Raw genomic sequence first — 14,502 nt, 5'->3', positions numbered from 1 at the left:
CATGCGCAAGACCCTTATGATCGCCTGCGCCGTCCTCGCGTCTGGGGGCGCCGCACGGGCGGCGGCGCCAGAGCCCGGACCACTGGCGATTTCGGTGATCGAGCAGTGGCTCCTGCCGCGCAACGACGCCCTGGCGGAGGCCGCCGCCGTTCAGAGGGACGCATGGCGCGCGGCCTGCGCGGACGGCGACTACGCCGGCGACCTCGCTGCGTTGAGGGAGCGCTACCAGGCGGCGGCGGACGCCTGGGCGGCGGTCGAGCACGTCACCACCGGGCCGGTCAGCCTCTCGCTCCGGCCGGACCGCATCTTCTTCTTCCCCGACAAGCGCAACGCGGTGGCGAAGGCGCTCGCCGAACTCGAGGCCAAGGCGAAGGCTGGCGAGGTGCCGGACGATACCTTCCGAGCCTCGAGCGTGGCGGGGCAGGGCTTTCCCGCACTGGAGCGCCTGCTCTACGAGCCGCCGGACGGGGAGCCCGCCGCTCGCTGCCGGGTCGGCGTCGCGATCGCCGGCAACCTCGCGACGCTCACGGGCCAGATCCGCGACGAGTGGCGAAGCGACGTGGGGCCTTTGGCCAAGCTGAAGGCGGGGCAGGGCGACCCCGTGCACTTCGCCGATCCCGGTCAGGCGGCCGCGCGCCTGCTCACCGATCTCGCCGGCGGCATCCAGCGCGACGTGGACATGAAGCTGCTGCCGGTGCTCGGCGCGAACCTCGACACGGCGCGGCCGAAGGCGGCCGAGGGCTGGCGGTCGAACCGCTCGGCGCGCACGCTCAAGGCCTCGGTCGCGAGCTTGACCGCGATGGCCGCGATCTTCGCCAAGGCCGCGCCCGCGGAGATCGCGGCGAGCGACGGCAAGGCCTTCGCGGCGGCGCAGGCCGCGGTCGCGAAACTTCCCGACGACGTCGGCGAGGCCGCGGCGGACCCGAAGCGCCGCAAGGTCGTGGAGCAGGCGGTCGCCGCGCTCAAGGTCGCGCAGGCCAACATCGTGAAGGACGTGGCCCCAGCCATCGGCGTGCCGCTCGGCTTCAACGCGCTTGACGGGGACTGAGCCGATGCCGCTCTCCCGCCGCGCCGCGCTGGGCGGCCTCGGCGCCCTGGCGTTTGCTGGGCTCGGCCACGGCCGCGCCCACGCCTCCCCGGATGACCCGGCGTTCCTCTCCGCAGCGCGCGCCAGCGACGGCGGGTACCGCATCGGCGGGCTCGACGGCGCGCTCGAAACCAGCGAGGGAGTCGCAGCGCCCGTCCGCCTGCATGCGCTGAGCCTCCGGCCGGACGGCGCGGAGGCGGTCGCGGTGGGCCGCAGGCCCGGAGATATCGCGCTGGTGCTGGACGGGGCGGGCCGAGCGAGGCGATCGACGTTCGGCGCCAGCCCCGGCCGCCGCTTCGCCGGTCATGGCGCCTACGCCGCCCACGGCCGGACCTTCCTGACGTCCGAGATCAACGCCGAGACCGGCGAGGGCTGGATCGTGCTGCGCGACGTCGCCGGCGGCTACGCGCCGCGGGCGGAGTGGCGCTCGGGCGGGATCGGCCCCCACGACGTCGCCTCCCTCGGCGGCCGCGTCGTCGTCGCGAACGGCGCCAAGGAGCCGAAGACCGACCCCGGCATCAGGAGCCTCGGCCTCACGACCGCGCGCTCCAACGTGGCGCTGCTCGACCCCGCGACCGGCGCGGTCGAGGCGATCGCCGAGACCGAGGCCGATCTCGCCAGCCTGTCGCTGCGCCATGTGGTCGGGACGCCGGACGGCGGCCTTCTGGTCGCCGCGCAGGACACCGAGGCCGGCGCGCGCGACCGGCCGCTGGTGGCGCGGCTCGCGGGCGCGCGCCTGCGCTGGCTCGACGCCGATCCCGACCTGCTGGCCCGGCTCGGCGGCTCGGTGTGCTCGCTTGCGATCGACCGCTCGGGACGCTTCGTCGCCGCGTCAGGTCCGAAGGGCGGGGCGGTGGTCGCCTTCGATCTGCGAACCAACGACGCGGTCGGCGCGGTTGCGATCCCCGACGTCTGCGGACTGGCTTCCGTCGGCGACGGGCGTTTCGTTGCCACGTCGGGCCTTGGCGAGGTGGCGCTGATCGCGGTCCGCGAGGACGGCGCGGCGATCGTGCGGCGCCGCGCCAGCGCGCTCCGGTGGGACAATCATCTGGCGGGTCACGCGGCCTGATCGCCCGGCGTGACGCTCGCCGATGCGGCGCGGTTTCGAAGCGCCGGACGGTCGGTCTCGGCCCGCAGCGCTCGATCACCATTCGCCGCCCCGCCGTCGCACAGGGGTTGCCCTTCGCCTCCACGGCTTCTAGCTATCGGTCGCCTTTGTGAAATCCCGTGATCGGAGCGTCGACGATGGGCCTCGAAACTGCGGCGACGGCCGCGCGCGAGAACGATGCTTCGCGCCGTCCCGGTTCGCCGCCGTCGGCGCCCTCGGGTTTTCCGGACCGGGTCGCGCTGTTTCTCGATCTCGACGGCACGGTGCTCGACCTCGCCGCGACGCCGGACGGCGTCTCGATCACGCCTGAAGCGCTTGCCGCGATCGGCGTGCTGGCCCAGCGGCTGAACGGCGCCCTCGCAATCGTGACCGGCCGCGGGCTCGAGGACGTCGACCGTATCCTGTCGCCGCTTCGGCTTCCCGCCGCGGCCCTCCATGGCGCGGAGCTTCGCCGCAGCGGCGGCGGGCGGGTGTCCGAGGCCGGCGTCGGCGCGCCCCCGGACCGGCTCACGGCGGCGCTCGGCGCCTTCGTGGACGCGCGTCCCGGCCTTGCGCTCGAAGACAAGGGCGCGAGCGTCGCCGTCCATTTCCGCCAGGCTCCGCACCGCGAGGGCGAGGTGAAGGAGCGCATCGGCGAACTCGTCGCGCAGCTCGCGCCGACCCACGAGCTCCAGCCCGGCAAAATGGTCGTCGAAGTGCGCCCGCGCGGCTGCGACAAAGGCACGGCGCTCAAGCGCATGATGGCGGAGAAGCCCTTCGCGGGGCGCACCCCCTGGATGTTCGGCGACGATCTGACCGACGAGTTCGCCTTCGCCGCGGCGAACGATCTCGGCGGCGTCTCCGTGCTGATCGGCGCGGTCAGCCGTCCGAGCGTCGCCCAGCATGGGCTGGCCGATCCCGACGCCATGCGCGCCTGGCTCGTCGCGCTCGCGGCGGCGGCATGACGGTTCCGAACGGTCGCGCGTCGCTCGAACTCGGAGTCGTCGGAAACGCCGCCGCCGCCGCCCTCATCGATCGGCGCGCGCGCCTCGTGTGGATGTGCTTTCCGAGGTTCGACGGCGATCCCACGTTCTGCGGCCTGCTGGCCGGCGACGACGCCGACAAGGGCTTCTGGGACTTCCAGCTGGAGGGCCTGACGCGGGTCGAGCAGGAGTATCACCGCAACACCGCGATCCTGGAGACGCGCCTGTTCGGCCGCGACGGCGCGATCCGCGTGGTGGACTTCGCCCCTCGTTTCCGCCGTTCCGGACGCATGTTCCGGCCGAACATGATCGTCCGCCGGGTGGAGCCGATCTCCGGGTCGCCCCGCATCGCCGTGCGGATGCGGCCGTGTCGGGACTGGGGGGCCGCGGCGCCGGACACCACGCGCGGCTCGAACCACATCCGCTTTCTCCTCGGCGACAGCGTGCTGCGGCTGACGACGGACGCGCCGGTGGCTTTCGTCGCCGACGAAACGCCTTTCGTGCTCGACCGTCCGCTCGCGTTCCTGCTCGGCCCGGACGAGTCGCTGACCGACTCCCCGGCGCGCATCAGCCGGGAATTCTACGAGCGCACGCGCGACTACTGGATCGACTGGACGCGCTACCTCTCGCTGCCGTTCGAGTGGCAGGAGATCGTGATCCGCGCGGCCATCACGCTGAAGCTCTGCAGCCACGAGGAGACCGGCGGCATCGTCGCCGCGCTGACCACATCGATCCCGGAGTACGGCGACACCGGCCGGACCTGGGACTACCGCTTCTGCTGGCTGCGCGACAGCTACTTCACGGTCGAGGCGCTGAACCGGCTGGGCGCCACCAACACGATGGAGGGCTACCTCTCCTACGTGACGAACCTCGTCGCGGGGTCGCCCAACGGCTATCTGCAGCCGCTGTTCGGCCTCGGCTTCGAGACGACGCTCGACGAATCCCAGGCCGAGTCGCTGCCGGGCTACCAGGGCTTCGGCCCGGTGCGGAAGGGCAACGCCGCCTACACGCAGGTGCAGAATGACGGCTACGGGTCGGTGATCCTCGCGGTGGCCCAATGCTTCTTCGACGCGCGCCTGCCGACCCCCGGCGACGAGGCGCTGTTCGAACGGCTGGAGAAGCTCGGCCGGCAGGCCGTGGAGCGCTGGGACCAGCCGGACGCCGGGATCTGGGAGTACCGCACCCGCGAGGGGGTCCACACCCATTCCTCCGCCATGTGCTGGGCTGCCTGCGACCGGCTCTCGCGCATCGCCGACCGGCTCGGCCTGTCCGAGAAGGCCGGAGAGTGGGGCGGACGGGCGGCGGAGCTGAAGACCGACATCCTGCAGCGCGCCTGGAACGTCGAGATGAAGAGCTTCACCAGCGTCTTCGGCGGCGACACGGTGGACGCAAGCCTGCTGCTGCTGCCGGAGATCGGCATCGTCGCGCCCCACGATCCGCGCTTCCTCGGCACGCTGGCCGAGGTGGAGCGCCAGCTGCGCTACGGCAACCACATCTACCGCTACAAGGCGCCCGACGACTTCGGCGAGCCGGAGACCGCCTTCACGGCCTGCACCTTCTGGCTGATCAACGCGCTCGCCGCCGTCGGGCGGATGGATGAGGCCAGGGCGGCGTTCCAAGAGGTGCTCGACCACTGCAATCACCTCGGGCTGCTGTCCGAGGGTCTGCATGTCGGCACCGGCGAGCTGTGGGGCAACTTCCCGCAGACCTACTCGATGGTCGGCGTCGTCAAGGCCGCGATGCGGCTATCGCGCCCGTGGGAAGACGCCTTTTGAGGGCCGGCCGCCCCAAGCCGGCGGAACCTGCGGCCGCACGCGGCCGTTTTCACATGCGCGGGATGACTTCGCCGACGGTCATAGCCGCGGCCGGCGGCGGTGAGTTAGCCTGCATCGCCCTCGGCCCAACCAAGGGGGAGCATCCATGAGCCGTCTCGTCGTCGTCTCGAACCGCGTGCCCGTTCCGACGCCCGGCACGCCGCCGGCCGGCGGCCTCGCTGTGGCCCTCTCGGGCGCCATGAAGGCGCGCGGCGGACTGTGGTTCGGCTGGAGCGGCCGCACGTTGCCGCCGGACGCCGGGGAGCCGCGCGCCGCCGAGCTGACCGAGAGCGAGGGCGTGACCTACGCCGTCGTCGATCTGTCAGAACGCGACCTCGACGATTACTACGCGGGCTTCTCCAACCGGATGCTGTGGCCGCTGTTCCACTACCGGATGGACCTCACCGAGTTCACCCGGGTCAACCTCGCCGGTTACCATCGCGTTAACCGTCTGTTCTCCCGTCTGCTCGCTCCGCAGATCGCCGCCGACGACGCCATCTGGGTGCACGACTACCATCTGATCCCGCTTGCGGCCGAGCTCAGGAGCATCGGCTGCAAGAACCGGATGGGCTTCTTCCTGCACATCCCGTTTCCGCCCCCGGACATCCTCACTGTGCTGCCGAACCACGCCGATGTGGTGCGCTCGCTCGCCGCCTACGACGTCGTGGGCTTCCAGACGCCGATCGACGTCGAGAATTTCGAGACCTACGTCCGCCGCGAGAAGATCGGGCGCCGGCTTCCCGACGGGCGCTTCGTGGTGCACGGCCGGACGGTGCGCGTCGAGGCCTATCCCGTCGGCATCGAGACGCAGACCTTCGCCGACGTGGCCGCAGCCTCGGAACGCAACGCGCTGGTGCGCCGGACGAAGGAAAGCCTCGGCGACCGCAAGCTGATCATCGGCGTCGACCGTCTGGACTACTCGAAGGGTATCGCCGAACGCATCCAGGCGTTCGAGACCTTCCTGTTGCTGGACCCGGAGTGGCGGGGCCGCTGCACCTATCTTCAGATCACGCCCAAGTCCCGGGGCGAGGTCCCGGAATACGCCGCCATGGAGCGGGAGGTCGCCGGCCTCGCCGGCCGCATCAACGGCACCTTCTCGGAGCTGGACTGGACGCCGCTCCGCTATGTCAATCGCACCGTCGGCCGGAACGCCCTCGCCGGGCTCTACCGCTACGCCCGGGTCGGCCTCGTCACGCCTTTGCGGGACGGCATGAATCTGGTGGCGAAGGAGTTCGTGGCGGCGCAGGACCCGGAGAATCCGGGCGTTCTGCTGCTGTCGCGGTTCGCCGGCGCCGCCTCCGAACTGGACGGGGCGTTGCTCACGAATCCCTACGATGTCGACGGCACCGCAGGCTCGATCGCGCGGGCGCTGGACATGCCGCTCGAGGAGCGGAAGGATCGCTGGTCGTCGATGTTCGAGCGCATCTTGGAATACGACGTCGCCTGGTGGTGCCGCAGCTTCCTCGACGCGCTCGAAAACGAGGAGGCCGCGCCGCCGCAGGCGGGCCGGATCGCCGCGGTCAGCTGAACGGGCGGCCGTTTCCAGAACAGTCGAGGGCTGCCGTCGCTCGTGTCCCGGCCTCGAGCCGGGACTGACGCGCGGCTTGGAATACCGCGAGCGGCTTGAGCTCAGCCGCCCGTGGTCGACATGTGCCGGGCCACGGCGGGCTTTGCGTTGCGGCGGTCGATGATGAAGTCGTGGCCCTTGGGCTTCCGCCGGATGGCCTCGCGGATCGCCTCGACGAGCTTGCCGTCGTCCTCGCTCGCGCGCAGCGGCGTGCGCAGGTCCGCGGCGTCGTCCTGGCCGAGGCACATGTAGAGCGTGCCGGTGCAGGTGACGCGCACCCGGTTGCAGCTCTCGCAGAAATTGTGGGTCATCGGTGTGATGAAGCCGATGCGCCCGCCCGTTTCCGCCACCGAAACGTATCGCGCCGGACCGCCCGTGCGGTAGGCGCTCTCGTTCAGCGTCCAGCGCTGCGCCAGCCGGGCTTTCACCAAGCTGAGCGGCAGATACTGGTCGGTGCGGTCGCCGTCGATGTCGCCGAGCGGCATGGTCTCGATCAGCGAGAGGTCCATGCCCCTCGCATGGGACCATTCGGCGATCGAGGCGATCTCGTCCTCGTTCACGCCGCGCAGCGCCACGGTGTTGATCTTGATCTTGAGGCCCGCCGCCAGCGCGGCGTCGACGCCGCGGATCACCTGAGCGAGGTCGCCGCGGCGCGTGATCTCGCGGAATTTCTCCGGATCAAGCGTGTCGATCGACACGTTGATGCGCCGCACGCCGGCCGCAAACAAATCCCGCGCGTGAGTCTCCAGCTGGCTGCCGTTCGTCGTCAGCGTCAGCTCCTCGAGGGCGCCGCTGTCGAGGTGACGGCCGAGCGAACGGATGAGGGTCATCAGATCGCGCCGGACCAGCGGCTCGCCGCCGGTGAGCCTGAGCTTCTTGACGCCCAGCATGATGAACGAGCTGCACAGCCGATCGAGCTCTTCGAGCGTCAGAAGCTCGCGCTTCGGCAGGAACTGCATGTGCTCCGACATGCAGTAGACGCAGCGGAAATCGCAGCGGTCCGTAACCGACACGCGGAGGTAGCTGATGGCCCGCTGGAACGGATCGACGAGCGGAGCGGGCGCAACGGCGGCAAACGACATGGGATGCGTAACCTCTTTCGTCCCGACGCCACGGGTGGCTGGCCGGAACAGCGTCCAGAAGCTAGGAGTTGGAATGGCGCGCGTAAAGGTCTGCGCCCGACGAGGTGATGAAATGGCGGACGCGGACTGGCCGATCGAGATCAAGCTCTCGCGTGATGGGCGCGTGCTCACCTTAACCTGGGCGGACGGACGCAGCGACGCGCTTTCCGCGGAGCTGCTGCGCGTCGAGAGCCCCAGCGCGGAGGTTCAGGGCCATTCGGCGGAGCAGAAGACCATTGTCCCGGGAAAGCGCGACGTTGTGATCCGCGACGTGCAGGAGGTGGGCTCCTACGCCGTCCGCCTCGTGTTCAGCGACGGGCACGACACAGGCATCTTCACCTGGCCCGCGCTCCGACGCTTCGGCCAGGAGGGTGAGGAGCTGTTCGCCGCGTACGAAAAGGCCCTCGCGGAACGCAGCCTCAGCCGAGGCTGAGGCTGAGCCGAGCCCGGTCAGTGCGGAGGCGGAACGGTCGCGCTCTCCGTCGCGGGTGGCGAGACCCAGCCGCAGTCGCACATCTTCTGGAGAATCTCCGCCGGCGTTTCCACCACGGTGATCGAATGCGTCCGATCGAGCGCGCTCGTCAGCATGTCGATGACGGTCTTCTCGCCGAAGCGCCGCATGTGCACGGCGAGCGACATGTTCACGAAGACGTCGTGCGACCCGGCCGCCGTCAGTTGGAGCCACTGCATCGCGTTCCTCCTGTCGTAGTCGTTCAAGACGTATCGATGGGAAGATTAGCGCGAGAAAGCGCTTAAGACCAGCGCGCGGAATACTGCGCCGCAGCAAAACGTCTGCGGGAGACTGCTGCAGCGCAACCCTCGAGAGTTACATCGTCGATGGGGACGTCGCCCAGAGCGCGGCGAGACTGGGCTCGCGCTCGATCGCCCGAAGCCGCTCCAGCAGCGCTGCGGCGTCGCCGTCTGGAAGCGCCCGGGCGGCGCAGGACATGAACTTTGCGGCGTGGTCCTGCGCGCTCATGGGGCGTTCCGGATTGCCGACGGCGAGGTCGCGTTCGCCCACCGCCGTCCGGCCGTCGGCCAGCCGGACGATCATGGTGACCGGCGCCGTGCCGATGAAGCCAAGCGCGGCGAGCTCCGGATCGAGACTCATGTTCACAGCGCCCATGAGGCGCCGGACCTCGGGGTCGCGGAGCGTCTCCGCCGTGAACGATCCGAGCGTCAGCGGACCGGCGGCGAGGGTCGCCGCCAGCGCGAACTCCATGGAGAAGCGCGCCTCCTGCGGCGTCGTCGGCGCATGAGCGACCAGTTCGCGTTTGGCCAGCAGGCTCACGCCGACATCGATCGCGACGACGTCGGCCGCCCGAAAGCCGTGCTCGGCCGCAAGGTCCGCGATCAGGTCGCAGGCCGGATGCGATCCGCTGCAGCAGGGGTAGCGCTTGAACGCCAGTCCGCGCGCCGCGAGATCGAAGGGCGCGCCGAAGTGCAGGGGGCGGTCGCCAAGCCGCTCGAAGGCCTCCGCGCCCCCGAGGCAGCGCACGAAGCCGTCCGGCCCCTCGATCGAGGCGGGAGAGGCGGTGACGCCGGCCTGCGCCAGCGAGACGGCCTCCAAGCCGTTCCGGGCGGCGATCCCGGCGTGCCACGGCTTCGCCTGCGTGCCGAAGTTCGCGCGGACGCCGCCGGAGCGCGAGGCGGCGAGGCCGAGCGCGCTGACGGTCGTCGCGCGGTCGAGCCGGAGCAGCGCGCAGGCGGCGGCCGCGGCCCCGAGGGCGTAGAACGCGCCGGTCGTGTGCCAGCCGTTCTCCGACGCCTCGGGCATCGCCAGCTCGGCGATGCGGTGGGCGACCTCGACGCCCGCGACATAGGCGACAAGTGCGTCCGCGCCCGAGGCGCCGACGCATTCGGCGACGGCGAAGGCCGCGGGCGCGACGACGGTCGTCGGGTGGCCGATGGTTGTCCAGCTGGTGTCGTCGAAGTCGAGCGCGTGGCCGGCGACGGCGTTGCAGAGCGCTGCGTTCTCTCGGTCGAGCTTCAACCCGCCGGCGCCCAGCACCGCGGCGTCGGCGGCGTGGGAGCGGGTGGCGGCCCAGCCGCGGACGTTGCGGGCGACCGGCTCCTGCGCGCCGGCGAGGGCGACGCCGACATAGTCGACGATCGCCTCGCGCGCCGCCGCGACGACCGCCGCGTCAAGGGTCTCGAGCCGCAGGCCGAGCAGGAAGTCGGCGGCCTGCTCGGCGACGGTCGGCCGGGCGGCCGCCATCACAGCACCTGGGAGAGGAACTCCCGGGTGCGGGGGTCGCTTGCGGCGGTGAAGAAGGTCGCGGGCGGGCCGTGCTCGACGATGACCCCGCGATCGGTGAAGTAGATGTGGTCGGCGATGTCGCGGGCGAAGTTCATCTCGTGCGTCACGAGCAGGCAGGTCATGCCTTCCTCGGCGAGCTCGCGGATGGTGACGAGCACCTCCTTCACCGTCTCCGGGTCCAGCGCTGCCGTCACCTCGTCGAACAGCATCACGTCGGGCCGCATGGCGAGTGAGCGGGCGATCGCGACGCGCTGCTGCTGGCCGCCGGAAAGCTCGCCGGGATAGCTGCCTTCCTTGCCGGAGAGGCGCACCTTCTTGAGAAGGTCGCGGGCGCGCTCCTCGACCTCGCGCTTGTCCTGACCGAGCACGTGGATTGGCGCCATCATCACGTTCTGCAGCGCCGTCTTGTGCGGGAACAGGTTGTACTGCTGGAACACCATGCCGACCTTCCGGCGCAGCGCCAGCTTGTCGAGCTTTGGGTCGGCGACCTCGATGTTCTCCACCCGGATCGTGCCGGAACTCACCGGCACCAGCGCGTTGATGCAGCGGATCAGCGTCGACTTGCCGGAGCCGGAGGGGCCGATGATGCAGATCACCTCGCCCTTCTTCACGTCGAAGCTGACGCCCTTCAGCACCTCGAATGAGCCGAAGGACTTGTGAACGTCGATCAGCTGGACGATCGGCTGATCGGGCGTCCAGACGGGGGGAGAGACGGTCGGAGCGGCCATGGGGACTGAGGCTTTCAGCGGATCTGGAACCGACGCTCGAGCCGGGCGGTGAACCGGTCGATCGGGTAGCAGTAGAGGAAGAAACAGAGCAGGGCGAAGCCGTAGAGCGGCGCGAACAGCTCGGGCCGGCCGCCCTCTGCGGTGTGAACTTGCGCGGTCAGCGTCAGCATCTCGGACACGCCGACGATCGAGGCCTGCACCGTGGCCATGGCCACCAGCGCGTAGAGGTTCATCCACGGCGGCAGCATGCGCTTCACGCATTGCGGCAGGATGATCCGCCACATGATCTGCCGCGGCGTGAAGGCGAGCGATTCCGCCGCCTCCCACTGCGTCGAGGGCACGGAGCGGACGGCTCCGCGGACGATCTCCGCGACGTTCGCCATGACGGGAAGCGAGAAGCCCACCGTCGCCTTGGCCCAGTCGGGCAGGGGGATGCGCACGCCGAAGATCGTGACCTGGAACGGCACGAGGAACATCACGAAGAACAGTAGCACCAGCCACGGCGCGTTGCGGAAGAACTGGGTCAGCGCCCAGGCGACGCGGGCGAGAAGCGGGTTCTGCGCCAGCATGGCGAGGCCGAGCCCAAGCCCCGCCGCGGTGCCGAGCGCCATGGCGACCATCGAGATCAGGATGTTGAACACGAAGCCGCTGAGCAGCAGCGGCGCCCACTTCACGATGACCTCGAGCGGGGAGAGCTGCGCGGCCCCCGACTGCGCCCAGGCCGTCCCCGCCAGAAGCGCGAGCCCCACGCCGAACAGCGCGGCGTGGACAGGCGCCAGCCGCGGCGCCGACAGGCGGGTGGTCTCGACCTTGAACGGCAGCAGCACGGCCAGGGGCGCGCCCGTCTTCGGCTCGGCGCTCATCGGCCGTATCCCGGGATGCGCAGCGCCTTCTCCCAGCGATGCATGATCCAGACGAGCAGGCCGACCAGCACGCCGTAGGTGACGAACAGCACCAGCATCATCTCCAGCACGTTCTGCGATTCCGACCAGATCTGCTTCACCGCATAGAGCGTCTCGGGCACAGCGATCGCGTAGGCGAGGGTCGTGGTCTTCAGCAGATTGACGAGGTTGTTGTTGAGCGCCGGCAGGCACACCCGCAGCGCGAGCGGCAGGATGACGAAGAGGTAGGCCCGGATCCGCGTGTAGCCGAGGGCTTCCGCCGCCTCCACCGTCGTCTTCGGCACCGCCTCGATGCCGGACCGGAAGATCTCGACGTTGAAGGCGCCCGCGAACAGCGACAGGGCGATGATCGCCCATTGCAGGTTGTCGATGATCGGCTGGCGCAGGCCGAACTGGTCCTGTCCGGCGGGCAGCACGGCGCCCACGCCGAAGTAGAAGAAGAAAATCTGGACCAGCGGCGGCGTGTTGCGGAAGACGACCACGAAGGCGTTGACCGCCCCCCGGACGACGCGCGACGGAGCGCTCTGCAGCAAGGCGCCGACCGCGCCGATCACGAGGCTGACGAGGATGGTGACCACGGCCAGCACCAGCGTGGTCTTCAGCCCATTGACGTAGCGGTTCCAGTCGTAGGCGTCGTAGAAAACCGTGAAGTTGAGGCCCGTCGTCTCGTAGAGGTTCTGGAACCAGGCCGGTATGACGTCCATTGCGCGATCCGGTTGCGGGCTCGCCGTGGCGCGCCGCGTTCGTTACATCAGGAACGGAGCGCGGCCGGGCTCTCGCGAGAACCCGGCCGCGCAGCCGATCAGTTGGTCGCGCTCTTCATCTTCTCGTGCATCGCCTTGGAGTATTCGGTCGGCTCGATGCCGTACTTCTTCTCCTCGGCGACGATGAAGCCGGTCTTCATCCAGTCCTTGGTGGTCTCTTCAAGAAGGGTCTTGAGGCTGTCGTTGCCGAGCGCCACCGCCATGATCCACGGCGCGTCGAGCACGCCCTTCAGCGGCATCTCGAAGTCCGTGCTCCACTCGGCGTCCAGCAGGCGGCCCTGGATGAAGGTCTGGTCGTAGACGTAGCCGACGCAGTTGCCCTGCTTCAGCGCGAACAGGGGCTTCTCCGAGCCGTCGAACGCGACGATCTCGGGGCCGTAGGTGCGCGCGATGTCCTTGTTGTACCAGGCGCCCGAGGTGGCGCAGAGCGGCTTGCCCTTGAGCTCGTTCCAGTCCTTCACGCCGGCTTTCTTCGGCAGCAGCACGTTGACGAAGTCCGAGTAGTACTGCGGGTCGATCGCCTGCACGACCTTCCGACGCTCCGGCTTGTCGGACATGGTCGCGATCAGCATGTCGACCTTGCCCTGCTGCAGGAACTCGATCCGGTTCGACGAGACCACCGGCACCAGCTCCAGCTTGACGCCGAGGCGCTTCGCGACGTCCGCCGCCAGATCCGGCTCGATGCCGATGACTGCGCCGCTCGGATCGCGGAAACCGAAGGGCTTGTAGTCCGCCTTCACGCCGACGATGAGCGTGCCGCGCTGCTTGATGGCGTCGACGCCGTCAGCGGCCTGCGCGGCGAACGGCGCGATCGCCGCGGCGATGATGAGAGCGAGGGTCTTGCGCATGGAAGCGGGCCTTTGTGCGGAAGCTTGGGCGAGGGGCCCCGGGGAATACGGTCGTTGCGAAGGAACGATCGTGCGGGGGATGAGCAATTGGCATGCCATGCTGCGGTTAGGCGCCGAAGCGGGCAAGCGAAAACGGCGTGAGGTCGAAGCCGCTGGGCGCTCCGACCACAGATTCGGCCACGGCCTGGCCGATCCCGGCGGAATGCTTGAAGCCGTGCCCGGAGCAGGCGGAGACCACCATGACGCGATCTTGCCGCGGATGGCGGTCGATGATGAAACCGTTGTCAGGCGTGACCGTGTAGAGGCACGCCGCGGCGTTCGCGACCTCGGTTGTCACGCCGGCAAGACGGCCGGCGACATGGGTCCGATGCATCGCCGCCGACTCCGACGCGGCGACCGTGCGGTCGATCGCCTCCGCCGTCGTGGCGACGCCGTACTGTTCGGTCGCGACCTTCAGGCGATCGTCGCCGGGCAGGGGCGGGAAGCCGTAGAGGTATTCCTCGTCTCCCGACCCGTGCATCCAGATGAACACCGGCGCGCCGGGTCCGTAATCGGTCGGCCGAATGAGGCGGAACCAGTGCAGCGCCTGACGGTTGACGGTCAGCAGACGATCGAACGGCGCGCCGAGCAGCGGAGCGGTCCAGGCCCCGGCCGAAACCACCACCTGGTCGGCAAGCACGTCGCCGCCGGCCGTGGTGATGCGGACCACGTCGCCCTCCTGCCGGATCGAGGTGACCTCCGTGTCGAGACGGGTCCGCGCCCCAAGCGCGACGGCGCGCGCCAGCTGCGCGGCGATGCAGCGCTCCGGGCGCACATAGCCGCCGCCGGGCTCGTAATAGACCTTCTCGTCGCCCGCGAGGCCCTCGAACTGCGGAAACCGCCGCCGCGCCGCTGCCCCGTCCAACACCTCGTGCGGGATGCCGAACTCTTCCGCCGTCGCGATCGAACGCGCGACGAAGTCCGGTTTGCCGTGGTGCGAGGAGCCCCCGGAGCCGGGAGCGATCACCAGCACGCCGCAGGCCTCGAGCAGGCTCTCGCCGGTTTCCGTTTCCAGCTCGCGCCAGATGCGATGGGAGGCCAGCACGAGCGGCGCGTAGGCCGCGCCTTCGCCGACAGCCTGCCGGGTGATGCGGGTCTCGCCATGGCTCGAACCCAGCGTATGGGGCGGCGCGAAGCGGTCGATGCCGATCACGTCGGTCCCGAGTTTCGCGAGCTGGTAAAGCGCCGCCGCGCCCATCGCGCCGAGGCCGACGACGGCCACCTGCACGCGTTCGGGCGTTCCGGGAGGGGGAGATGCATAAATATCGGTCATGCCCTCAGACGACCATGATGGTGGCCTAT

14 protein-coding genes are annotated in these 14,502 nt (G+C 69.9%); 6 read left to right on the top strand and 8 right to left on the bottom strand.

Annotated elements, in window-relative coordinates:
- The first annotated feature begins 1 nt into the window (after position 1).
- The 5 genes from JOD31_RS02355 (at position 2) to otsA (ending at position 6,499) form a co-directional block, all read left to right on the top strand.
- The gene (locus JOD31_RS02355) at positions 2-1,048 is read left to right on the top strand and encodes an imelysin family protein (protein WP_204948703.1); all 1,047 of its coding nucleotides are present in this window, start codon (positions 2-4) and stop codon (positions 1,046-1,048) included.
- 4 nt (positions 1,049-1,052) lie between these two features.
- Positions 1,053-2,156: a DUF1513 domain-containing protein gene (locus JOD31_RS02350; RefSeq protein ID WP_204948702.1), complete on the top strand. Its 1,104-nt coding sequence runs from the start codon at positions 1,053-1,055 to the stop codon at positions 2,154-2,156.
- Positions 2,157-2,332: 176 nt separating this feature from the next.
- Positions 2,333-3,139, top strand: coding sequence for a trehalose-phosphatase (gene otsB / locus JOD31_RS02345; RefSeq protein WP_204948701.1), 807 nt, complete (start codon positions 2,333-2,335; stop codon positions 3,137-3,139).
- The gene (locus tag JOD31_RS02340; RefSeq protein ID WP_204948700.1) at positions 3,136-4,932 is read left to right on the top strand and encodes a glycoside hydrolase family 15 protein; all 1,797 of its coding nucleotides are present in this window, start codon (positions 3,136-3,138) and stop codon (positions 4,930-4,932) included. The genes otsB and JOD31_RS02340 overlap by 4 nt, the downstream gene beginning before the upstream one ends.
- A 145-nt stretch (positions 4,933-5,077) precedes the next feature.
- On the top strand, positions 5,078-6,499 hold the full coding sequence (otsA, locus tag JOD31_RS02335) for an alpha,alpha-trehalose-phosphate synthase (UDP-forming) (RefSeq protein WP_204948699.1): 1,422 nt from the start codon (positions 5,078-5,080) through the stop codon (positions 6,497-6,499).
- A 101-nt stretch (positions 6,500-6,600) separates the two neighbouring features.
- Here otsA and moaA read toward each other — a convergent pair whose 3' ends face one another.
- A complete protein-coding gene (gene moaA, locus JOD31_RS02330) occupies positions 6,601-7,620 on the bottom strand; it encodes a GTP 3',8-cyclase MoaA (protein WP_204948698.1) in 1,020 nt (339 codons plus the stop codon).
- A 112-nt stretch (positions 7,621-7,732) separates the two neighbouring features.
- Here moaA and JOD31_RS02325 point away from each other — a divergent pair, with 112 nt between their 5' ends.
- Positions 7,733-8,092 carry a gamma-butyrobetaine hydroxylase family protein gene (locus tag JOD31_RS02325; protein ID WP_204948697.1) on the top strand — a complete coding sequence of 120 codons (360 nt, stop codon included), beginning with the start codon at positions 7,733-7,735 and terminating at the stop codon, positions 8,090-8,092.
- Positions 8,093-8,109: 17 nt separating this feature from the next.
- On the opposite strand, the gene JOD31_RS02320 is transcribed toward JOD31_RS02325, so the two are convergent.
- The 7 genes from JOD31_RS02320 to solA all read right to left on the bottom strand — a co-directional run bounded on the left by JOD31_RS02320 (position 8,110) and on the right by solA (position 14,473).
- Positions 8,110-8,349 carry a hypothetical protein gene (locus JOD31_RS02320; RefSeq protein WP_204948696.1) on the bottom strand — a complete coding sequence of 80 codons (240 nt, stop codon included), beginning with the start codon at positions 8,347-8,349 and terminating at the stop codon, positions 8,110-8,112.
- A 136-nt stretch (positions 8,350-8,485) separates the two neighbouring features.
- Positions 8,486-9,877, bottom strand: coding sequence for an MmgE/PrpD family protein (locus JOD31_RS02315; RefSeq protein ID WP_204948695.1), 1,392 nt, complete (start codon positions 9,875-9,877; stop codon positions 8,486-8,488).
- Positions 9,877-10,647 carry an amino acid ABC transporter ATP-binding protein gene (locus JOD31_RS02310; RefSeq protein ID WP_210341290.1) on the bottom strand — a complete coding sequence of 257 codons (771 nt, stop codon included), beginning with the start codon at positions 10,645-10,647 and terminating at the stop codon, positions 9,877-9,879. The genes JOD31_RS02315 and JOD31_RS02310 overlap by 1 nt, the downstream gene beginning before the upstream one ends.
- Before the next feature lie 14 nt (positions 10,648-10,661).
- Positions 10,662-11,510: an amino acid ABC transporter permease gene (locus JOD31_RS02305; RefSeq protein WP_204948694.1), complete on the bottom strand. Its 849-nt coding sequence runs from the start codon at positions 11,508-11,510 to the stop codon at positions 10,662-10,664.
- Positions 11,507-12,253: an amino acid ABC transporter permease gene (locus tag JOD31_RS02300; protein ID WP_204948693.1), complete on the bottom strand. Its 747-nt coding sequence runs from the start codon at positions 12,251-12,253 to the stop codon at positions 11,507-11,509. The genes JOD31_RS02305 and JOD31_RS02300 overlap by 4 nt, the downstream gene beginning before the upstream one ends.
- Before the next feature lie 98 nt (positions 12,254-12,351).
- On the bottom strand, positions 12,352-13,161 hold the full coding sequence (locus JOD31_RS02295) for a transporter substrate-binding domain-containing protein (protein WP_204948692.1): 810 nt from the start codon (positions 13,159-13,161) through the stop codon (positions 12,352-12,354).
- A gap of 106 nt (positions 13,162-13,267) precedes the next feature.
- Entirely contained in the window at positions 13,268-14,473 is a 1,206-nt protein-coding gene (gene solA, locus JOD31_RS02290) for an N-methyl-L-tryptophan oxidase (protein WP_204948691.1), read from the bottom strand.
- Positions 14,474-14,502: the final 29 nt, after the last annotated feature.

The organism is Methylopila capsulata, from assembly GCF_016907975.1.
In the GTDB taxonomy this organism is placed as follows: Bacteria; Pseudomonadota; Alphaproteobacteria; order Rhizobiales; family Methylopilaceae; genus Methylopila; species Methylopila capsulata.
Note: the sequence above shows the minus strand (reverse complement) of the source record. Positions and strands in the feature narration are given on the sequence as shown.